At 60.3% G+C, this 19,872-nt stretch carries 22 protein-coding genes; 3 read left to right on the top strand and 19 right to left on the bottom strand.

Annotated features, from left to right (window positions below):
• Positions 1-22 precede the first annotated feature (22 nt).
• The 11 genes from OU993_RS14565 to OU993_RS14515 all read right to left on the bottom strand — a co-directional run bounded on the left by OU993_RS14565 (position 23) and on the right by OU993_RS14515 (position 6,476).
• Positions 23-442, bottom strand: coding sequence for a CopD family protein (locus OU993_RS14565; protein ID WP_268158535.1), 420 nt, complete (start codon positions 440-442; stop codon positions 23-25).
• Positions 439-1,194 (bottom strand): haloacid dehalogenase type II, encoded by a 756-nt coding sequence (locus tag OU993_RS14560; protein WP_268158533.1) that lies wholly within the window; start codon positions 1,192-1,194, stop codon positions 439-441. Before OU993_RS14560 ends, OU993_RS14565 begins: the two co-directional genes overlap by 4 nt.
• Positions 1,195-1,347: 153 nt before the next feature.
• Positions 1,348-1,560 (bottom strand): hypothetical protein, encoded by a 213-nt coding sequence (locus OU993_RS14555; protein WP_268158531.1) that lies wholly within the window; start codon positions 1,558-1,560, stop codon positions 1,348-1,350.
• Positions 1,557-2,327: a hypothetical protein gene (locus OU993_RS14550; RefSeq protein ID WP_268158529.1), complete on the bottom strand. Its 771-nt coding sequence runs from the start codon at positions 2,325-2,327 to the stop codon at positions 1,557-1,559. Before OU993_RS14550 ends, OU993_RS14555 begins: the two co-directional genes overlap by 4 nt.
• Entirely contained in the window at positions 2,327-3,418 is a 1,092-nt protein-coding gene (locus OU993_RS14545; RefSeq protein WP_268158527.1) for a Rieske (2Fe-2S) protein, read from the bottom strand. Before OU993_RS14545 ends, OU993_RS14550 begins: the two co-directional genes overlap by 1 nt.
• Entirely contained in the window at positions 3,415-3,576 is a 162-nt protein-coding gene (locus OU993_RS14540; protein WP_268158525.1) for a hypothetical protein, read from the bottom strand. Before OU993_RS14540 ends, OU993_RS14545 begins: the two co-directional genes overlap by 4 nt.
• Position 3,577: 1 nt before the next feature.
• Positions 3,578-3,793 (bottom strand): hypothetical protein, encoded by a 216-nt coding sequence (locus tag OU993_RS14535; RefSeq protein ID WP_268158523.1) that lies wholly within the window; start codon positions 3,791-3,793, stop codon positions 3,578-3,580.
• 7 nt (positions 3,794-3,800) lie between these two features.
• On the bottom strand, positions 3,801-4,514 hold the full coding sequence (locus OU993_RS14530) for an SDR family NAD(P)-dependent oxidoreductase (RefSeq protein ID WP_268158521.1): 714 nt from the start codon (positions 4,512-4,514) through the stop codon (positions 3,801-3,803).
• A 216-nt stretch (positions 4,515-4,730) separates the two neighbouring features.
• The gene (locus OU993_RS14525) at positions 4,731-5,327 is read right to left on the bottom strand and encodes a YHS domain-containing (seleno)protein (RefSeq protein WP_268158519.1); all 597 of its coding nucleotides are present in this window, start codon (positions 5,325-5,327) and stop codon (positions 4,731-4,733) included.
• On the bottom strand, positions 5,315-5,860 hold the full coding sequence (locus tag OU993_RS14520; RefSeq protein ID WP_268158517.1) for a hypothetical protein: 546 nt from the start codon (positions 5,858-5,860) through the stop codon (positions 5,315-5,317). The genes OU993_RS14525 and OU993_RS14520 overlap by 13 nt, the downstream gene beginning before the upstream one ends.
• A gap of 136 nt (positions 5,861-5,996) precedes the next feature.
• Positions 5,997-6,476, bottom strand: a complete 480-nt coding sequence (locus tag OU993_RS14515) for a hypothetical protein (RefSeq protein WP_268158515.1) — start codon at positions 6,474-6,476, stop codon at positions 5,997-5,999.
• Positions 6,477-7,124: 648 nt separating this feature from the next.
• On the opposite strand from OU993_RS14515, the gene OU993_RS14510 reads away from it, so the two are divergent.
• Together OU993_RS14510 and OU993_RS14505 are read left to right on the top strand one after the other, a co-directional pair.
• Positions 7,125-7,433 (top strand): hypothetical protein, encoded by a 309-nt coding sequence (locus OU993_RS14510; protein WP_268158514.1) that lies wholly within the window; start codon positions 7,125-7,127, stop codon positions 7,431-7,433.
• A 134-nt stretch (positions 7,434-7,567) separates the two neighbouring features.
• Complete coding sequence (locus tag OU993_RS14505; protein WP_268158513.1) at positions 7,568-8,143, top strand: chlorite dismutase family protein; 576 nt, start codon at positions 7,568-7,570, stop codon at positions 8,141-8,143.
• Between the two features lie 259 nt (positions 8,144-8,402).
• On the opposite strand, the gene OU993_RS14500 is transcribed toward OU993_RS14505, so the two are convergent.
• Entirely contained in the window at positions 8,403-8,960 is a 558-nt protein-coding gene (locus OU993_RS14500; RefSeq protein ID WP_268158512.1) for an SbtR family transcriptional regulator, read from the bottom strand.
• Between the two features lie 88 nt (positions 8,961-9,048).
• Here OU993_RS14500 and OU993_RS14495 point away from each other — a divergent pair, with 88 nt between their 5' ends.
• Positions 9,049-9,792 carry an SDR family NAD(P)-dependent oxidoreductase gene (locus tag OU993_RS14495; protein ID WP_268158511.1) on the top strand — a complete coding sequence of 248 codons (744 nt, stop codon included), beginning with the start codon at positions 9,049-9,051 and terminating at the stop codon, positions 9,790-9,792.
• Positions 9,793-9,915: 123 nt separating this feature from the next.
• Here the strand turns inward: OU993_RS14495 and OU993_RS14490 are convergent, their stop codons facing one another.
• The 7 genes from OU993_RS14490 to OU993_RS14460 all read right to left on the bottom strand — a co-directional run bounded on the left by OU993_RS14490 (position 9,916) and on the right by OU993_RS14460 (position 19,642).
• A complete protein-coding gene (locus tag OU993_RS14490; protein ID WP_268158509.1) occupies positions 9,916-11,151 on the bottom strand; it encodes an HAD family hydrolase in 1,236 nt (411 codons plus the stop codon).
• An 8-nt stretch (positions 11,152-11,159) separates the two neighbouring features.
• Complete coding sequence (locus OU993_RS14485) at positions 11,160-12,209, bottom strand: LacI family DNA-binding transcriptional regulator (protein WP_268158507.1); 1,050 nt, start codon at positions 12,207-12,209, stop codon at positions 11,160-11,162.
• A 1-nt stretch (position 12,210) separates the two neighbouring features.
• Positions 12,211-14,292: an ABC transporter ATP-binding protein gene (locus OU993_RS14480; protein ID WP_268158505.1), complete on the bottom strand. Its 2,082-nt coding sequence runs from the start codon at positions 14,290-14,292 to the stop codon at positions 12,211-12,213.
• 3 nt (positions 14,293-14,295) lie between these two features.
• A complete protein-coding gene (locus tag OU993_RS14475; protein WP_268158503.1) occupies positions 14,296-15,405 on the bottom strand; it encodes an ABC transporter permease in 1,110 nt (369 codons plus the stop codon).
• The gene (locus OU993_RS14470; RefSeq protein ID WP_268158502.1) at positions 15,405-16,415 is read right to left on the bottom strand and encodes an ABC transporter permease; all 1,011 of its coding nucleotides are present in this window, start codon (positions 16,413-16,415) and stop codon (positions 15,405-15,407) included. The genes OU993_RS14475 and OU993_RS14470 overlap by 1 nt, the downstream gene beginning before the upstream one ends.
• A gap of 72 nt (positions 16,416-16,487) precedes the next feature.
• The gene (locus tag OU993_RS14465; RefSeq protein ID WP_268158501.1) at positions 16,488-18,416 is read right to left on the bottom strand and encodes an ABC transporter substrate-binding protein; all 1,929 of its coding nucleotides are present in this window, start codon (positions 18,414-18,416) and stop codon (positions 16,488-16,490) included.
• A 248-nt stretch (positions 18,417-18,664) separates the two neighbouring features.
• A complete protein-coding gene (locus OU993_RS14460; RefSeq protein WP_268158499.1) occupies positions 18,665-19,642 on the bottom strand; it encodes a LacI family DNA-binding transcriptional regulator in 978 nt (325 codons plus the stop codon).
• Positions 19,643-19,872: the final 230 nt, after the last annotated feature.

Genomic DNA, 19,872 nt, shown 5'->3' with positions numbered 1-19,872 from the left:
TGCCCCCACCCGTCTGCAAGGGTCAGAACGGCTTGACGACGGCAAGCCATGCGATGATGGCGAACACCGAAAGGATGACATAGGGAACCGTGCCGAACAGTCGGTGGACAGGCTTGCCTTCCTGCAACACCCGTTTGAGTGCCAGGCCCTCGAGGACGTGGAGGCCGGTGAGCAAGAGTGCGGGGACCATCTTGACAAGCAGCCAGGGCGAACTGCCCCAACCCGCACCGAAAGCCATGGTGTAACCCGCCATCCAGACAATGGCGAGCGCAGGCGTTGTGACCAGCCCATCCCAACGCAAGACGGATTCGCCGAAGCGGCGGGTGTCGTCTCGGTCCGGCCCAGCAATCGACATCCGCAACGCGAAGGCAAACGCCAGCATGCCAGAGATCAGCGTGACGACGGCAACGACGTGAAGCGCCTTGGCATACAGATACATCATTCTGTCCGTTCACGATCGTCAAAAAGACTGGGGATCTCCGCCAGGGACCGCACGGTAAAATCGGCCGGATACGCAAGGGCTTCGGCCTGGCCGCGCAGCAGTCCGTACAGGACACCTTCGTCCACACCGCCGCGAGCCAACCGCTCCACGACATCTCCAGCATCGACACGCGCAACCCGAACGACCGTAAAGCCGAAGCTTTTCGCGCCGCAGATATCAAAGCCATTGGAGGATACGAAGATCACCTCATGGGGCGTGACACCCAGTTGCTCCTCGACCAGGCTGTAGGCCTGTGGCGCAGGCTTGAAGACGCGCTTCGCCTCGACGCTGAGGATCATGTCGAGAGAGCGATCCAGTCCCGAATTAACGGCCAGATCGGACAACATCGACCCGCTTCCGTTCGACAGGATGGCCCGGCGGCCGGGGCGAAGCCGCTCAAGGCAGGACCGCGCGTCGTCATACGGCTTGAGATCGAGATAGGCTGCCGCGATGTTGTGAAGCAAATCCCGATCGGCACTCAGCCCCAGCGAGTAAAGCGTGTATTCGAGAGATCGCACTGTCAGCGACCAAAAATCCTCGTAGCGCTCCATCAGCGTCACCAGCCACGAATATTCCAGCTGCTTCAATCGCCAGATGCTGCTGATCAGGCGTCCTTTGCCCGGAAACGCCGCCTCGACCCGTTCCTCGACCGAGCGTACGTCATAAAGAGTGCCATACGCGTCGAAGACGAATGCCTTGATGTTCTGGCTCACCACGATCTCCCTTTTACATGGCGACTGCGTTTATTGTCTTGTTAGGCCGGACGGCCACGGCCTCCATCGCAGATCGTCCCAACGGCGACGGGCCTGACGTGAACCGCCAAGACTTTGAACATAGGGCCCGGTTTTACCACTCAACTGTGTTCGTCATGGTGTGAACCGGGAGAAGATACTCTGCAGTCCCGACAGAAGGCCGATGGCGACAACAACGAAGACCACATACCGCAGTTCTGCCAATGGCGTGCCGTTGAGATAGTCGAGACCATAGCTCCACAGCGCGACGATCAAGCCAGATGCAACGAATGCCGCGACCATTCCCAGCAGGTGCTGTCCTTTGTGAGGGGTGTTCGTCTCGCTCACACGCCTTCTCCATCGGCAATTCGGTCCACCTTGAAGATCAGCAGGTCGTCGCGTCTCTCGACCATCCCATCCAGGATAATGGCGAGCCCTGTTTTGTCGAGAAGAGAAGCCGGCATCGGGCCGCCATCACGGGAGGCGAGCAGAAGATAGAGATGCCCATCGACAGGTGCGGTCGAAACGAAGACGGGCGGAACACCGCCATCGATGCACAGATTGGCGCAGGCCTTGTGAGCGAGGCCCGTGCCAGGCTTCATCGCACCGGCAGCACATTTGCCGTCGCAGATTTCTCCCGTCAGCCGCCATCTGCCGAGGTTTTCAGATGGCGACGGTGTCGGCAGGCTGGTTGCCTGCGGGTCGGCCGCTGTCAGATCGTCCCCTCCGCCGACAAGCAGCATCTCAAGATCGCCGCGCTTGACGAAAACGCCTCCCACCCGAGCAGCTTTGCCTGCAAGCGGCAATGCCCGGTCATCGACGCCGAACTTGCCTGATGCGGCCAGCATCACGGCACGCGGAGGTCTTAACGACGTCCCCGGTACACGGAGGATGGGATAAGGGCTGGTTTCCATCGTTCCGATCAGACGGTCACCGCGAAGTTCATCGACATAACGCCCGGCTCCGGGACTGTCCGTGTTGATGGACAAGAGGACGGAGGCGGACGCCATTCCGGCGATGAAGAAGACGATGAAACCGATCATCAATCTCCTGACATCGGCGGGGACCTTCTTGAAATATCCAACAAAGAAGCCGCGTTCGGAAGGTTTCAACATCAGGCTTTCCCCAGGTTTCCGGCGGTGGAGGCACGAAGTTCGGCCGGTATCGCAACAGGATCGAGCCGTGTTCCAAGCGGCAAAGGTTCGGGATCGACAAGCACAGCCGACCCCTGCAGCCGCACCCGATATTTGCGGATGCGTTCCCGGAACGGTGGTGGCGAACAGCCGTCTTCGAGGCGGTATTGATAACCGTGCCAGGGGCAGGTGATGAAACCCAGAACCACCTTGCCCTCCCCAAGCGGACCGTTCTGGTGCGAGCAGACATTTGAGACGGCCGACAATCCACCCTTTACCCTGAACACCGCAATACGCTCGCCACCGGGTGCGGCCCCGATGATCGCCCTGCCTTCGGCGATCTCGGAAACATCCCCCACGACGATCCAGGGCTTGTCAGGCGTCGTGGCAGAAGCGGCATTGTCCGAGGCGCTTTCTCTGCGCCCCGCGACGAGATGCAATACACACAGCAGGGCAAGGCCGCCAAAGGAGAGGAACCCGAGCACAAGGTCCCGGCGATCCAGCAGGGCGCCGAGCGCCACATGCAGGATGACCGCCGCATAAGCAAAATAGACGCTCATGTGGATTGCCTTCCACAACGGCGGGGTCAGGAAGGACAGCCAGAAATCATGGCTGGTGACAGCAAGAACGACCAGAACGGCAAGCGCAAAGGCGCCGAACAATTCGAAAGGGAACCCGGCGATACTGGTAAAACTGGTGTTGCTGGTGAAAAGCGCCGTCAGTTGCGGCGTTGGGCTGAATGAGAAATACCAGCCCAGCACGTATTGGGCATGCGTCGCGGCAATGATCGCTGTCAGGACCCCGAAGTGGCGCCGGTTGTAAAGGAGCGGCATGAAACGCGTGTCGATGCGAGCGAGCGGTCCGATCGCCAGCACGATCGTCAGCATCAGCAGCGCGAGCGAGCCGAAGGCGCGCATCCTCTGGATCGGGGGATCGACATCGCGCAGCGCCGGCGACAGCATCGGGCCAAGGTTCAGGAAAATCAGGATATAGATCACGATGCCGGCAAGCAGGACGCCATCATAGATGATCTTTGTCCGGTTCCAGATGACAGGCTTGTAGGACGCGCTCACGCCTTCCCTCCTTCGGCGCTCTGATCATCCAGGCGAATTGCCGGCGCATCCGCTGGACGTTTCGGGGCGCTGGCAAAAATGATGGCAAGCAAAAGTGGCAGAGCCACAGCAAGGCTGGTCCAGATTGCTGCATGAACACGGCGATGGCGGCGCTGCATCTTATTTCCCCTCCTTCGCCAGGCTCAGCCAACGCCAGATGACGACCGGCCAAAGGAGAACGAGGCCGGGAACAAGCAGCGGCCTGACGGCATAGGCATCACGGGCGCCCGGATCGATCCTGTCGAAGCCGAACAGGAAGAAGGCAATGGCAACGGTGAGGCCCGTGCCGGCCCACAAGATCAGCCCTGCTGCGACGGGATCGGACGGATCAAGCATGGGCGCCTCACACAGGCCCCGTCGCCGGGATCGCAGCGCCGGTGACGATGCCGCCGACCGGCGAGACAAGAAAACCGATAAGCTTGGCAATATCCGCCGGTTGCACCCAGCCATCCGTCTTCGCATTCGGCATCGCCGCACGATTTTGCGGTGTATCGATCGTCCCAGGCAGAATGCAATTGGCGGTTATACGCAGCTCGCGGTTCTCGGCCGCGATCGCTTCCGTCAGACGGATGACAGCGGCTTTGGACGCGGCATAGGCGGCCTGGTTGGCACCCGCCTTCAAGCCGGGCGCCGCGGCAATATGGACGATACGACCATAGGCCGCTTCCCGCATCGGCTTCAGAACCGCGGCGCTGATCGCATAGGCGGTCCGGGCATTCATTTGGAACAGCTGATCCCATTGGTCGAGACCTGTCTCATGCACCGGACCGGTTCCAAAACCGCCGACGGTGTTGACAAGGACATCGATCCGTCCAAATGCGTCCAGCGCCCGTTGAACGGCATCCTGACAGGCTGCCGGATCGGCCAGATCGATCCCTGCGATGTCCAGACGCCCTCCACCGGAGCCGTCTTCCGGCACGGCCTGGGGAACGCTATCGCGTTCGACGGATACCACCCGCGCGCCGCTGGCGGTGAACTCCTTGACGACCGCAGCACCAAGATTGCCGGCCGCCCCCGTCACCATGATGACAATATCACGTCTTGAGACTTCATGCATGGAAACGTCCCCTTTCCATCGGCTGAACAAGATCATGTCTGGCGCGGCATACGCATCGCATCAGGACATTGTTCTGCGTGTATTCCCAGTCTTTGGCCTCATCCGCCAAAGGATGAATTTTGCTGCCTCAGAGAGGTCCGTCTCCCCTCCAAGGGCGAGGATCCCGTAACCGTGCAGGCTTGCCAGGACCGGCGTCTCGACCACCGATGACACCCGTCAAGGAGCCGGCTGCGTCCGCACGACATTCCAATTGGCATCCGCCAGTTTGATGTAACCACTTGTATCCGAACGCCAGGTCTGTGTGACTTCGTCATTATAGTTGAGGTAGAGTTTGCCCGCGACAATGGTGAACGTCTGCGGCTGGGTGGGCGCTTTATATCCCCTCGCGGTACCGAAGGCGCAGTACCCGCCGTATTGCGGCGCATACTGAGCCGGGTTCTTTGCAAACGCATCGCGATGCGCGGCAGATGCGAAGTGGAATGTCGCGCCCTTATAGGAGGTCGAAAACTCTTCCACGCCCTTCACCGGCTTCTGGTCGGTGAAATAGGCCACGGGATCGTAACCATTGATGGCAACGCCGTTGGTTACAAAAATCTCATCGGCGAGGGCGGTCGACGGCGAAGACAGAGCAAGCAGGCTTGCCGTGACAAACGGCACAAGACGCGGAAGGGACAACATCATGGTCTTTCCTTTGCAGATATGAGACTTCGCGATGGACAGGAACGCGCTCGATCCAGAGGCAATCAATAGTAAGCGAAAACTTTCAGAGACCGGGTCGCGCGACGTGTTGCGCAGTGCATTTACTGCGAGCACCTTGCCAACACGGCCTGAGTCCTGAGCTTCTGGATCTCAAGATCCTTTTCGGCAGCTTCACGCAGCAGCTGATCGCGACGAAGATCACTTGCTCGCGCAATCTCCCAGAACGTGACCTTGAAGATGATCGAAGTGGTGGAAGGTAGGTCGCGGTTGCACGTTTGCTCAGGCGAACACTGCGTTTCGGCCGTTACCCTGCCCCAGACCTTGAGGGTGCAATCGCCGCCGAGATCGATTCGCGCGACGGCGTCCACTGTTGCATCCGCCCGGCCTGCGGCATGGCGAAACGCGGAGGCTGCCATCTGCATCCGCATCGTTGATGCGTCAATGACGTGCGGGAGCGTGGCGGTACTCGTTTCGATTTCGAAGACGATACCCGGGCGAACCCGGGAAAAATCGATCGGCAGCGCGCGATGCGATTGTATCAGGTGCGCGATGCTTGGCGTGATCACCTGCCCCCAGACAGCCGCACCCTCTGCGAAGTGATGCACGATTTCGGGACCCATGCCGGGACATGCGATGGAATGCAGCATGACGGAGTTCCTGTTGTGGCCCACGGTCCGCGCCTGTCGGCTGGACTGGGCCAAGATTAAACACCTTGCTGTCCACTAGTTCGCAGGACACCGTCCCGTTGTTACAGGGATCCCCCGTTAAATGTCGAAAACGCGGTCAACGCGGAAAACCGAGGCTGGTCAGGGCCGCGTCGAGCATGCTCGCACGGGCCTCGTGGCCGCCGTTATGGATGCACAGGATATTGTCGCCGCGCAGACAGCCTGGAACATCCTGACATTCGATGGTGTCGAGCATGATCGGCTTGGCGTTCTTCGCGTCGCATTGCGCACGCGACCGCAGGATCGCCGTGCTTTCGAACGTGTTTCCCTGGCGAAAGCCGCTGCCGACCGCGCGTCCGGCCAAAGGAAAGGTCTGATCGGCGGTGCCATGAAAATGGATGACCGTGGGAATGTCTGCAACGCAATCCTCGGCCTTTGGAATGGGATGCCAGAAGACTCCGGAAAAGGTGAGCATGGCGGCGGCCTTCTGTCCCTGTTGGCACGCTGCGTACCAAGCCATTGAGGCACCGATGGAAAAACCTCCGATGATCGTCTTGTCGGCCGTAAAGCCATAGCGTTGCCGCAGATCATCGAACACGTTGGCGATAAATGCCTTTTCGTCTCTTTCAGGGCGGGGGATGTGAGGAAAGGACCAGCGGCCATCGATCCCGTCAACAGCGACATAGGCAAGGTGATGCGACAGCGTCGTATCGACGAGCGGTCGTTGCTGCATCTGCAGTTCGGCAGAACTCTTGAATCCGTGAAAGAAGACATAGACCCCGCGAAGATCATGATCGGCAGGAAGCTCGATCCGATAGTTGCCGCCGGAAACCTGGCAAGGCATCGGACCGCCGCAAGGTTCAGACATAGCAGCGGTGGAGGTTCCCGCGGTTGCGAGGAAACCCAATAGGAACATCAGACGAATGCTGGCCAAATGCACCTCCCCACGATTGCTGAAGATTGCTAGCTGTTTGTGCGCGGTCCCACAATTTCCGTTTCTGCGGCCCTCATAAGAAGCGCTTCAACTCTTTGAGAGAAGCCTCCTACAATCATTGCCAGGCTGCCGAGACAGACGGACCGAACCTCAACCGGAACATTCTTGCGGAGGTCCGGGACGTGCAATTGCGTTTCGGTGCGATCCCTACAAGATTATCGGCAGAGAGTTCTCGACTGGTCCAGCGTCACCATCACTTCCCCATGAGACAAATCCATCGCCAGGCCATGAGAGTTCGATGACGAGCAGGTTTTGGCACTGACCGTGGAGCACATCAGGAAACGGGGAGACGAAGCAACCTGGATCGGGGCAAGGTTATGGGAATTGACCACGGCCAGCGTTCATAATGCATTCGGCGAAAAGCGGGCGGTTCATCGCGGAGCGCTCGATATCAACGCCGAGCAAAATCTCGGTGATCGCGCCGGACGTTTTATTGCATCCACCGCTGTAACGGCGGCAGCGTTATCTGCGAACTGGAACATGTCGCATGAAGCATTCGATGCGCAAGGAAGAATGGACCACCCGCAAGCGATGCGTACTGCCCGGCGCGTCGACAAATAAGACCGAGGACGTGATTCAGGCAGTTTTGCCGGGCTCCAGGTGAAACCAGACACGCGGAGGTCATTTCATCCTCTGGGACCGTGGATGGCTGAATTTTTTGGAATGACAGGTTATAAAAACGAAAGGGTATTGAGATGATAGCACCCACCGCATTTTGCGCCGCCGGCGCAGGAGAATGGCAGATCGAAACGATCCGTTCGATCCTCGGGCCGACGCTTCCCGCCGCCGGTTTCCTGAAAATCACCGATGGTGATGCCGGTAAAAATGAGCAGAGCAATCTCTGGACCTTACGGGGAACGGCGGGCCACGCTCGTTATGTTACCCGGAGTGAAACCAACCAGTTGCTGGAGCGCCAAGAGGCACTGGGCCGGAAAGGTGCAACATGCGCCGCGCTCATTCCGATCCGGAAATCCGAAACGTGGTGGACACTCGCCCAGGATGAGCGGCGTTCGATCATGGAAGAGAAATCGCGGCATTTCGGCATCGGCATGGATTACCTGCCGGCAGTCGCACGCAAGCTCTACCACAGCCGCGATTTGGGAGAGCCGTTCGACTTCCTGACCTGGTTCGAGTTCTCTCCCGACAGCGCGAGCGCCTTCGAAGAGCTTCTGGGTCGCCTGCGGGCGACGGAGGAGTGGCAATATGTCGAAAGAGAAGTCGAGATACGGTTGACGAGGACCATGATCCCGCAGTCCACCGCCGATCGCTGATGCGTGGATGCCGGAAGAGACCATGAAGGCTTTTCCGGCGCAGGCGCAAAACCAGGGGAGGCACGACCATACACCATCCTCTCCTGGTCTTCACCGTCATCGTCATCATGGTCATCATCACCGCAGCCGCTTCTCTCAGCGCATTGGTCAAATTCGCGAAAGCGGAGGGCAACATGCCCGCCCAATCGACCAGTCAGCGAACCTTGCGGGCTTCGTCCGGCTTGCGTTGCTGAGTGCCCAAGACCGAGCCTGATCGGCGTTAAGGGCGGATGCCGATCCCGGTTATGAAGATGCCCACCAAGTGAGCAATATGGTCTTGCGGTGAGGTGTCCTTCTCCGTGGCGAGCGAAATTGCGGTCGCGATACAGACGATGTCGTCAAAGCTGATATCGGGCCGAATGACGCCCGCCTGCTGTCCACGTTGCAGGAGCCGGACGCCTTCCTCGCTGGTTGCCACACATCCCGGCGTTCCGATCTGCAAGACGGTTCCGAGCGACGCCGCAACGCCGCGATACATGTTCGTGTACTCGACGAGTTCCTGAAGATAGAGCCGCAAGGCGTTCAGCGGATCAACCTCCTCTCCTCTGTTCCGGGAGGTTTCGGCAAACCTCAGGAAGCGAGCGCTGTATGTCGCGGCGAGCAGGTCTTCCCGTGTCGGAAAGCGACGGTAGAGCGTGCCGATGCCAACGCCAGCGCGCTTGGCAACGTCGTCCAGCGAGACGCGAGCACCGCGCTCCAGAAAGACTTCCTCGGCAGCAGCAAGAATCTGATCGCGGTTTCGCTGCGCGTCAGCCCGCAGTGGAATGTCGTCGACCAAAATTTTCGCCCCATCATGACTTGTTAAGTGGAGGGTATCTCCATATAAAAAGTGGAGCAATCCTCCACTTATTGAAGGCAAGAGGGATATGATGAAACGGTTTGACAACAAGGTGGTGGTGATCACGGGTGGAACGGACGGTATAGGCCTGACCACGGCCAGAGCGTTTGTGGCTGAAGGCGCGCAGGTTTACATCACGGGCCGACGGCAAGACCGTCTGGATGAAGCGGTTGCTGACATCGGCCAAGGCGCCGTTGGCGTCCAGGGCGATGTCAGCAACCTTGCCGACCTCGACAGGCTGTATGCGCAGGTCAAGCGCGATCATGATCGTGTGGATGTGGTGTTCGCCAATGCCGGCGTGTCTGAGTCCGCCGCCATTGGCGCCATTGAGGAAGAGCATGTCGACCGCGTCTTCGGCATCAACGTCAAAGGCATGATCTTCACCGTGCAAAAGGCACTGCCGCTGATGTCTGCGGGCGGCGCCGTCGTGTTGACGGGATCGGGCGCTGGTAGCAAGGGCTTTGCCAACCTGTCGATCTACAGTGCGACCAAGGCAGCGATCCGCTCCTTCGCACGAACTTGGACAACCGACCTGAAAAGCCTGGGCATCCGTGTGAATGTCGTTTCCCCCGGCATGGTCCTCACACCGGCCATGCAGACCTATCTGCAGGACAATGCCGGCGCCGAGGCATGGATGCAGCAAGCAATTCCGTTTGGCAGGCTCGCTCAAACCGAAGAAATCGCCAGGGCGGTGCTATTCCTCGCATCGGACGAAGCCAGCTTCATTGGTGGCGAGGAACTGCTTGTCGATGGCGGCTTCGTCGCGGTCTGACGGCTTTTCGAACGCGGTTGACGCGACGATACCGCAGGTCAATCGTTCGGTTGCGCGGTTCTCCGTGGCGATCATCCGTGGCAGTTCCACGGATGATCGCGGCCGCCCTGTGCCGTTCACATCTCAGCCGGCATTGCCGGCGGCCGCCTCGATGCGGTCGATGACAGACAGAAGCTCCAGCGGCGCATGCACCACGAAGTCTGGCTTGTCCTCGGCGCAAACGAGGCTCTTGTCATAACCGTCCTGTCGGTCGATCCAGACCGAGGTCAATCCGAGCGCATTCGCACCGCGGATATCACGTTTGATGTTGTTGCCGAACATCACGATGCCGGCAGCATCCTCATCGCGCAGTCCGAGCTTCAGCATGGCATCGCGGAAGATCAATGGCTCCGGTTTGGCCACCCCGCAGACTTCCGAAATCGCCCGCGCATCGAACAGATCCCAGAAGCCAAGAGCCGAATGGACATTTCGAAAGCTCTGTTCGCGCCCATCGGCAACCAGTGCCACCACATAACCACGGGCCTTGAGTTCGCCGACCAGCCGATCGCCGCCATCAAGGGCTGCAGCGGAGAGAACCAGATCCGCCTCAGCCTGGCAAAATACCTGGCTTGCTTCATCGATCAGTGTCGCGCCGCTATCGAGGAAGACGGCCTTCACGCCCTTGCGGCTGGCGCGCAGCTGTTCCAGTTGATCGCGGATGAACACCGGTACGTGGTTGGCAAGTTCCGACCAGCTTGCGAAGCGCATCTGGGCGAGATCGAAGCGCAGCGAAAAATCATAGGTCGGGGCAAAACACAGCGACTTCAGATAGGCACGCCCGAGAAACTGGTCATACGGCGAAAGAAAGGCCAGCGCATCGCAGAACATGTCGTTGATCATGATGCCGCGCAGATCCTCGCCGCTCTGGCAGGCATGATCAAGCGCCTGCCTGCGAGCCAGAATGGCGGCCGCATCTGCGCTGTGAGCGTGCTTGCCCGGCTCACAATAGAGCACCACTCTGCCGTCCTCGCGCGCCGCCTGCGACATGTCGAAAAGCCCGCCATGCGCGCTGGCGCAAACGCCAAGCGCCACCCCATCGGCATTCAGAGCCACCCAGACATGCTCCAGTTCGTAGAGATGCTGAATATCGCCATCCCACCAGATCGCATATTCCAGCACATGCACCGTCCCCTCCGGTGCCGGAGGCGTATGCCGGCAGCTTGGCGATTGTTCACCGGCCGTCAGCCGCGTTATGCCGATGGTCTGTGGCCGGAAAGGCTCCCTGGCGTCGCACAGCAGAATGGGCGCATGCTGCCGCGCCAATCGGGCAACCTCAGCCGTCAGGGCATGGCTGTGTCGCGCTTCGCTGCTATAATTCATGATTATCCTCAATACTGGATGCTACGGGAAAGGGAGTGCGGCGCAACGCTTTCGCGCAGCGTCAGCCGCGGCTGCAGAACAATCTGGCAGGACCGTTTTATCCTGCCGGTCATATGATCGATAAGAAGACGCGCGGCCGTCTGGCCCATCATCTCAATTCTCTGGCTCATAGTAGACAAAGCGGGAAGAGCCATTTCCCCAAGCGGCAAACCATCAAAGCTCAGCACGGACATGTCGCGGGGAACATCCATGCCCTCTTCATGCAGGCAGGAAATCGCGCCGAGCCCGATCATATCCGTCGTCGCAAACACGGCGGTCAGTCCGCGCGTGTCAATCAGCAACTGCCGCATGGCGCGCCGGCCGAAATCGAAACGTTCGCCGGGCATATCGCTGGAGATGGCAATGCGGTCCGCAATACCGAGGTCGCGGGCGGCATCGAGGGCGCCGCTCACGCGCATGAAGCCGGGCCGGCCGCCATGCGCCCGCTGATCCCAGCCCTTCACCAGAATTCCGATATTACGGTGGCCGAGATCGTAGAGATGCTGGATCGCCTCGCGTCCGCCGGCATAATTGTCCGTCGTCACCTGGGAGCATTTTCGCGTCGGTGGCGCAGTCTCGACGAAGACGACCGGCACGCCCGCCCGCTCGAAACGCGCCGCATTGCGGGCGGCAAGCGCCAGGGACGACGATGGACGAATGATGACACCGCCGAGTTCGATGTCGAGCAGCCGCCGCACATAGGCATTCTCTCGCTCCGGCTCGGTATGGGTGGAGCAGACCATGGCGAGATAACCCTCGGCGGCCAAAGTTGCCTCGATCGCGCGGTGCAGGGTTGCGCCGAAAGGTGAGCCTTGCCGCGCCAGCAGCACGCCGACGGTCTTGTCGCGTTTGCGGGGTACAGCCGTGCTGACGGCATCCGGACGATAACCGAGCGCTTCAGCGGCCTGCAGCACCGCGGCCCGTTTGGCCGGGCTGATGTGCAAATGCCCGTTCAGCGCGCGCGAGGCTGTTGCCGGCGACACCCCCGCCCGGGCAGCGACATCCTTGATGCCAACCATGTCAGGCCGGCTCCAGGAGGCGTACCGGCTCTGCAGCATGCAGCGGGTGGAAGCAGGCCACGTCCCGGCCCGATCCGCTTGCGGCAAGCGGTGGCGGCGTGCGCCGACATTCGTCGCTCGCCAAGGAACAGCGGGGGTGAAAGCGGCAGCCCTCCGGGAAGGCTGCCGGGTCGGGCACGCTGCCGACGAGCCGTTGACGCTCCGTGCGGCGAGCCACCGTCGGCTCCAGGACCGAATTCAACAGCGCCCGCGTATAAGGATGCCGCGGAGCAGAAAACAGTTCCTCGGTCGGAGCAAGTTCGACCACCTGACCCGCATACATGACCGCAACCCGGTCGCTGATGTGGCGGACGACAGAAAGGTCGTGCGAGATGAACAGATAAGAGAGGCCGAGCTCTGCCTGCAGGTCGCGCAGGAGGTTGAGGATCTGTGCCTGTACCGAGACATCCAGCGCCGAAACCGGTTCATCGGCAATAATCAGCCGCGGCCTGCTGGCCAGAGCCCGGGCAATCCCGATGCGCTGACGCTGTCCACCTGAAAACGCATGCGCATGGCGATCGAGATAAGCGGTATCGAGCCCCACCATCCGCATGACCTCATGGACACGCGACGCGATGGCCGGACGGCTTTCGCCGGCCACCGACAGCACTTCGGCAAGGATGTCATACACCGTCAGGCGCGGATTGAACGAGCCGTTCGGGTCCTGGAACACCATGCGGATATCGCGCCAATGGCGTCGCCGGGCGGCTGGCGGCAGGGCCGCCAGATCGACATCATGGCCCTTGTTCGACAAAAAGACCTTGCCTTCACTTGGCTTGTGCAGGCCGATCACCGTTTGTCCCAGGGTGGATTTTCCGCAGCCGGATTCGCCAACGAGCCCGAGCGTCTCGCCGGGCCAGATATCGAAGGAAACGCCGTCGAGCGACCGCACGCGGCGTGGCTTTGTGAAGAGACCGCCACTTTGCAGGAAATGCTTCTTCAGTCCGTGGACCTTCAAGAGCGGCGGGCAAGTGTAATCCGGCTTGCGTCTGACTACGGCGGGAGCATGCGTTTCGGCAGCTTGCAGATGGCCTTCATCATCAAGCGCCCAGCACGCGGCCTGCCGCGCCTGAGCCAGCTGTCGTGGCGGTGGCGCCTGGCGATCACATTCGCCGGGGCGGCGATGGCCACACCGGGCAAAAAAGGCGCAGCCCGACGGCCGGTTATGAAGATGCGGAACCGTACCGGGGATGGTCTCCAGGCGGTCGCGGCGCCGGCCGGTCACCGAGGGCCTGGAGGCGAGCAGTCCGCGGGTATAGGGATGACGCGGGTCGGAGAGCACCTCAGCCACCGGGCCGCTTTCGACGATCCGCCCCATATACATCACCGCAACATCATCGGCGACTTCGGAGACCACGCCGAGATCATGGGTGATGAAGAGCATCGCCATGCCCTGCGCCTGCTGACGTTCACGCAGAAGATCCAGGATCACGGCCTGCGTCGTCACATCAAGTGCCGTCGTCGGCTCGTCGGCGATCAAAAGCTGCGGGCGGCCGACAAGTGCCATGGCAATCATCGCACGCTGACGCTGGCCGCCGGAGAGTTCGAAGGAATAGGCGTCGAAACGCTTTTCCGGCGCGGGCATTCCGACCGCCCTCAGCACCGCAATCGCCTCCTCACGCGCCTCGCTGCGGCTGGTGTTTCCGTGCCAGCGCAGAACCTCGGAGATCTGGTCGCCGATCGTGTAAAGCGGCGAGAGCGCGCTCATCGGCTCCTGATAGATCATCGCAATGTCATTGCCGCGAATGCTGCGTATGGCAGATCCACGCGGGTCGAGCGCGGCAATGTCGATGTGCTCCCGGCCATCGCGGCAAAGCCATATGCCGCCCTGCCCGATGCGGGCATTATCGCCCATCACCTGCAAAATGGCCTTGGCAGTCAGCGACTTGCCGCAGCCGGATTCCCCGACGAGACACAATGTCCTGCCGCGGCGCACCTGGAACGAGACCCCGTCAAGGGCGGTAAACTGTCGATCGCCCTCCGTAAAACTGACATGCAGATCGCGAACCTCCAGGAAGGGCGTGTCGTGCAAAACCTCGGCCATGGTTCAACTCCCGTGAGGATCGGCGGCATCCCGCAGTCCGTCGCCAAGGAAATTCAGGGCAAGGACAGCGAAAACGACGACCGCGCCCGGCAGGAACAGCCAGGGAGCGGTGTACATCGACCGGATGTTCTGGATTTCCTGGAGCAGGACGCCCCAGCTGATGACTGGTGCCTTCAGCCCGATCCCAAGGAAACTGAGGCTCGTTTCCGCGAGAATCATGGCTGGAATGGCCAGCGTGATCACCGCGATGATGTGCGAATAGAAACAGGGCAGCATATGACGGAAGAGGATGCGCATCGTGGAGCACCCGTCGAGTTTTGCCGCCTTGATGAACTCCTCTTCCTTCATCGCCAGGAAACGACCACGAACGACACGCGCAAGCCCCGTCCAGCCGAGCATCGAAAGAACAAGGGATATGAGGAAATAGGTCTGCAGCGGCGGCGTATCCTTTGGAATGGCCGCCGCAAAGCCGATCCAGAGAGGGATAGACGGGAGGGATTGCAGGAATTCGATGAAACGCTGGATGACCTGATCGGTCATGCCTCCGGCATAACCGGAAATTCCGCCGATCGCCACGCCGAGCACAAGCGACAGCGCCACCCCTGCCAGCCCGATCGTCATGGAAACCCGCGCTGCATAGATGGTGCGCGAGAGGACGTCACGGCCAAGCCGATCCGCACCGGCAAAAAAGACGCGTTGGCGCGGATCAACCGGTCCCAACAGATGCCGATTGGCAGGGATCAGGCCGAGCCAGCGATATTCATCGCCCTTCACCCAGAGGCCAAGCGGCACCACGGCGCGCGGATCGGCGACAAAACTGCGCGTGCCGGACGCATAATCGAACTGCACCTTGTAGCCCAGCACATGCGGCTCAAATCGCCCGTCGCGAAACAGATGGATGGCCTGCGGCGGATAATAGGCATACCGTGTCGAATAGGCGTCGGGTGCCTGGGGCGAGAGAATTTCGACGAATATCGTTGCCACATATAACAGGACGGTGACCCACAATCCGGCAAGGCCGAGCCGGTGGCGGCGGAACCTGCGCCAGACGGCAGAGGCCGGGCTTTGTGCCGGCGGAGCGACATCGGCAGACAAGGCGTCGATGGCGACCATCAGCCTCTCCTTTCGACAAGGGTGAACTGACGACGAATGCGCGGATCAAGCCAGGCCAGAAGCACATCCGAAAACAGGGTTCCGATCATGCCGAGAATGCCGAGAAACATGATGAGCGTGGCGGCGAGGAACATGTCCTGGTTTCGCAAGGCATCGAACAGAAGCGGGCCGGTGGTTTCCAGACCCAGCACGATCGCAACGATGGTTTCGCCCGAGATGATGTGCACGAAGACATCATTGAGACCGGAAACAAACGGGTTCATTGCATGGCGGACGGGATATTTCAGAAGCGCCCAGGTTTCCGGCAAGCCCTTGGCCCGCGCCGCCGACAGATAGGGAGCACGCAACTCATCCAGCAGGTTGGCCCGAATGGTGCGAATGATCGAGGCCATGCCGGATATGCCGAGAACCAGGATCGGTATCCACAAATGCGCCAGAAGATCGAGCACCTTGCCGAGGCTCCAGGGCGCATCGGCATATTGCGAGGAAAAGAGCCCGCCGACACTCTGGCCGGTAAACACGAACAGCGCATACATCAGTGCCAGCGCCAACAGAAAGTTTGGCAAAGCCAGCCCGAAAAAGCCGAGTGATGTAAAAACGTAATCGGCAATCGAATATCGGCGGACGGCCGAATAGATGCCGATCGGTATGGCGATCATCCAGGTCACGGTCAGCGTGACAATGGAGAGGATGGCGGTCAGTCCCAGCCGTTCGCCGATCACTTCAGCGACGGGACGGGAGTGCTGGAAGGACCAACCGAAATTGCCGTGCAGCACCATGTCCGACATCCAGCGCACATATTGAACCGGAATCGGCGCATCGAGACCATAGGTGATGCGCAATGCCTCTTTCTGCGCCTCCGTCATCACATCGCCCTGGGCAGCGGCCTGAAGTGCATAGCGATCGACATAATCACCCGGCGGAAGATTGATGATGGCGAAGGCGACAACGGAGATGGCGATCAGGGTTGGCGGAACCCAGAGCAACCGCTGCAGGATGAAGCGCAGCATGGCGTGTCCTTTCATAACCTATCGCGCAGGACGGCAGAGCCGTTCTGCGCGATAGCCAAGACGGTCTGAGGCTTACTTTTTGACGAACCAGGCTTCCATGTTGCTGGGAGCCGGACCCGGATACAGCCAGCCTTCGATGATCGGCTCATGCACGCCGCCCAGGCGGTTCGATACGACCCGGTAGTTGCCCTCCGGCAGAACCGTGCCGATGTTGACGAAGCTGTCGGCCATCTGGTCCATGAACTTCTTGACCAGTTCATCACTGGCCTTGCCGGTCTTGGTCGGGATCTCCGCTTCCATGCGGAACAGGTCCTTGATGTCCTGCGGCGGCTCGATCGGCTCTGCACCCGCAACGGTTTCCGTCTGCGGCGCGATGTTCTTGTCGATCCAGTTGATCCAGTTGTCCCAGTTCGACTGATAGCGGATCATGCGGGCGAGGCTGGAAAGCGGAAGCTGTCCGCAACCATTTTCGCCAGTCCAGACAAGACCTTCGCGATCACGAGCTTTGCGACGGGTCTCATAGACCTCGCCCGAGGCGATATCCGGCTTCATCTCCACACCAATATCGGCCCAATTCTGCGCAATGATCTGCAGGACATCACCCCATTCGGCGCGGAAGCCGCCTTCAGCCGAGATGGTGAAGCTGACACGCTGTCCGTCCTCGGTCAGGCGGAAACCCTGCGCGTCTTTTTTCGGGTAATATTTGTCGAGCAGCGCATTCGCCTTGGCCGGATCAAACTCGGTATATTGCTTCGCCAGCCGCTCATTGTAGTAGGGCGAACCCGGACGAGGAGCCGCCTGATAGGGCTCACCCTGACCAAGATAGACGGTATCGATGATGCCGGGCCGGTCAATCGCAATCGACAGGGCAATTCGGACATCCTTGTTCTGGAAGAAGCTTTGCTGCCAGGCCTTCGGGCTGTTGAAGGGCAGCTCGATGAACATGGTGTTGTAGTCGCAGCTTTCGGCCTTTGCGAAACGATAATTGCCCTTCTGCTGGTTCTCGAAGAAGACGCCCTTGTTTTGCGGCACGGAAACGCCCGGCAGCGAATAATCGAAATCGCCGGCCATGGTCTTCAACAGCTGGACCTCGGAATCCTTGGCAAGGTCATAGGAGCGGGCATCGATATACGGCAGCTGATTGCAGCTCTGATCCACCTTGAAGTAATAGGGATTGCGCTCCAGCACGAAATGCGTCTTGCCGAGCACCGGCTCCACGGTGCGCCAGGCCAGCATGGTCGGCCGCTTCGGGTCATTCTGCTCGGAGAGCTGGCCGTAGGTGCCAACGCGGCCCGCCCACCACTTGGCATAGTCCTTCTCACCGCTGGCGGCCATCATTTGCGCAACGCCGTCCGGATTGAGCTCCTTGTCGAACTGCCGGACATAATGGGCCGGAAACTGGACGACGCGCTGCCCATAAGGGCCGGCAAGATCGAGAAGGAAGCGGCCGTTCGGCTTCGACCAGCTGATGCGGACCGTCAGGTCATCAATCTTCTCCACCTTTGCGACTTCATTTTCGACCGTGAAGGTGCGGTACGGCCCTTTGGGAGATACGGCGCGATTGTTCTCCACCCGGTCCCACCAGAAAACGATATCATCGGCGGAGAAGGGCACGCCGTCCGACCACTTCAAGCCGGCGCGGATATGGAACGTATAACTCTTGGCGTCCTCGGAAACCTCCCAGCTGGAGGCAATGTTCGGCAGGATCTGGGTGCCGTCCGGGCTCCAACGCACCAGCGGCTCGTAGCCATAGTGGCGATAATCCGCCAAGCGCCCGCCGCCGAAGGGCTCCTTCAGCATGCCGCCATAGGTTCCCACTTCGTCCACCTGCACGACGAGGGGATCTTTCGGCAGGCGATCGACCACAGCCGGCAGCGTTTTCGCCGCGACGGCGGCATCGAGCTGCGGCGACTGATGAAACACCTGACAGGCGCCGGCAGCAAAGGCCGGGCCGGCCAACGCGGCGAGGGCCGCGGAGAGCATGAGGGTTCTGGTATTCATCTGCGCTTCCTCTGAAACGGCCCCTGCTGGGGCAGGCGTTGAAAACTGTTTCAGAGGTAACCGGACCAGGCGTCAGTTATGTGAATGTCGCCGCATTGCAACATGGCTTTGCACGGCTTGCATCGTGACCGTCATGTCTTTGACAATAAATAATAAAACTGGCTGCCTCGACAATCATGAAAGGGAGCATGGTGGCCACTGCGACAGGAGCCGCGGTGGCGGATTGACTGAAAAAAGCTGAAACATTTTCAAGACGCAGAAATTGCGGCGGTTGTGTCCCCCTCTGCAAGACGACAACGCAGGATCACCGTGCGTGGCGAACTTGTGCCGTCCTGTACGAGGGCCAGCAATTGCTGGGCGCAGATGCCGCCAAGTTCTGAAAAGGGGATCGCGACCGATGTGATGCGCGGGGAAACCATGCGGGCAAAGTCGGTTCCGCCGAGGCTGAGCACCGAAAGCGTGCCAGGCACCGCGATCCGTCTTTCGCGCAGCACCCGCAGCACGGTGCAGGCGATCTGTTCATTGCTGCAGAAAACGGCCGTTGGCCAGGTGGCGGATGGTAGGTCCAGGTGGTCACTCAACAAGCCGGCCGCATCGAAAGGTTCGGTGGCCTCGGCGTCCGGCAGAATGCCATCGCCCTCCTCCAGCCAGGACCGTTCGGCAGGTCCGACCAGCGCAAGCACGCGCTGATGGCCGAGACAGGCAAGATAGTCCATGCCAAAACGCCAGCATTGCAGCGGATCGACCGCAACGGCACTGACATCCGGCACCTGCACCAGGGCGTCCAGAATGATCGGCACGATGCCGGCACTTTCCAGCTCATGCGCGGCCGCCAGAGCCCGGGCGGGATAACCTTGCGGCGCAAGGATGCAACCGGCCACGCCTCTTTTGATCATCGAGTCCAGATAGAACCGCTCGCGGGCGCGATCGCCGTCGGCGTTGCAGACGAAGGTCTTGTATCCGGCATCGAAAAGAATGGTCTCGGCAGCCTCTGCCATGCGCCCGTCCTTCAGGCCCGGCACGCCGAACTGAAGGTAACCAATCACATCGGAACTGGCAGCCAGGTGGCCAGGCGCCGTGCGCTGCGGTTTGTAGTTCTCGCGTCGGGCGATGCTGAGAATGTGTTGGCGAAGCGCCTCTCGCACATGCGGATGCCCATTCATGGTCCGCGAGACGGTGGCAGGCGATACACCCGCAAGTCGCGCAATCCGCCTGATATCCGACATCGACCACTTCCAACTTCAGTTCCGCACCACCCGGCGGCACACAATAACCGCACCGATCGCGGTCACAAGCCAAGGGCTTTGAACATCCAGCCACAAATGGCCCAACCTCGACCGTAACAACATCACGCCAGCACGGAAACGAAAAATGACTGCCGTAATTCTACGGCAGAGCCCGGCTTAACACCAGGGACACCCATCAGCCGACGAATTTCGATCGATGGCGCAAACGG

The organism is Rhizobium sp. SL86 (genome assembly GCF_026672545.1).
Taxonomy (GTDB): domain Bacteria; phylum Pseudomonadota; class Alphaproteobacteria; order Rhizobiales; family Rhizobiaceae; genus Neorhizobium.
Note: the sequence above shows the minus strand (reverse complement) of the source record. Positions and strands in the feature narration are given on the sequence as shown.

Bases quoted from the DNA above. Each gene is read 5' to 3' on its own strand.
- OU993_RS14470 (WP_268158502.1), bottom strand. From the start codon at position 16,415: ATGCTGCGCTTCATCCTGCAGCGGTTGCTCTGGGTTCCGCCAACCCTG.
- OU993_RS14490 (WP_268158509.1), bottom strand. From the start codon at position 11,151: ATGAATTATAGCAGCGAAGCGCGACACAGCCATGCCCTGACGGCTGAG.
- OU993_RS14485 (WP_268158507.1), bottom strand. From the start codon at position 12,209: ATGGTTGGCATCAAGGATGTCGCTGCCCGGGCGGGGGTGTCGCCGGCA.
- OU993_RS14540 (WP_268158525.1), bottom strand. From the start codon at position 3,576: ATGCAGCGCCGCCATCGCCGTGTTCATGCAGCAATCTGGACCAGCCTT.
- OU993_RS14520 (WP_268158517.1), bottom strand. From the start codon at position 5,860: ATGCTGCATTCCATCGCATGTCCCGGCATGGGTCCCGAAATCGTGCAT.
- OU993_RS14495 (WP_268158511.1), top strand. From the start codon at position 9,049: ATGATGAAACGGTTTGACAACAAGGTGGTGGTGATCACGGGTGGAACG.
- OU993_RS14565 (WP_268158535.1), bottom strand. From the start codon at position 442: ATGATGTATCTGTATGCCAAGGCGCTTCACGTCGTTGCCGTCGTCACG.
- OU993_RS14550 (WP_268158529.1), bottom strand. From the start codon at position 2,327: ATGTTGAAACCTTCCGAACGCGGCTTCTTTGTTGGATATTTCAAGAAG.
- OU993_RS14475 (WP_268158503.1), bottom strand. From the start codon at position 15,405: ATGGTCGCCATCGACGCCTTGTCTGCCGATGTCGCTCCGCCGGCACAA.
- OU993_RS14505 (WP_268158513.1), top strand. From the start codon at position 7,568: ATGATAGCACCCACCGCATTTTGCGCCGCCGGCGCAGGAGAATGGCAG.
- OU993_RS14465 (WP_268158501.1), bottom strand. From the start codon at position 18,416: ATGAATACCAGAACCCTCATGCTCTCCGCGGCCCTCGCCGCGTTGGCC.
- OU993_RS14535 (WP_268158523.1), bottom strand. From the start codon at position 3,793: ATGCTTGATCCGTCCGATCCCGTCGCAGCAGGGCTGATCTTGTGGGCC.
- OU993_RS14530 (WP_268158521.1), bottom strand. From the start codon at position 4,514: ATGCATGAAGTCTCAAGACGTGATATTGTCATCATGGTGACGGGGGCG.
- OU993_RS14460 (WP_268158499.1), bottom strand. From the start codon at position 19,642: ATGTCGGATATCAGGCGGATTGCGCGACTTGCGGGTGTATCGCCTGCC.
- OU993_RS14480 (WP_268158505.1), bottom strand. From the start codon at position 14,292: ATGGCCGAGGTTTTGCACGACACGCCCTTCCTGGAGGTTCGCGATCTG.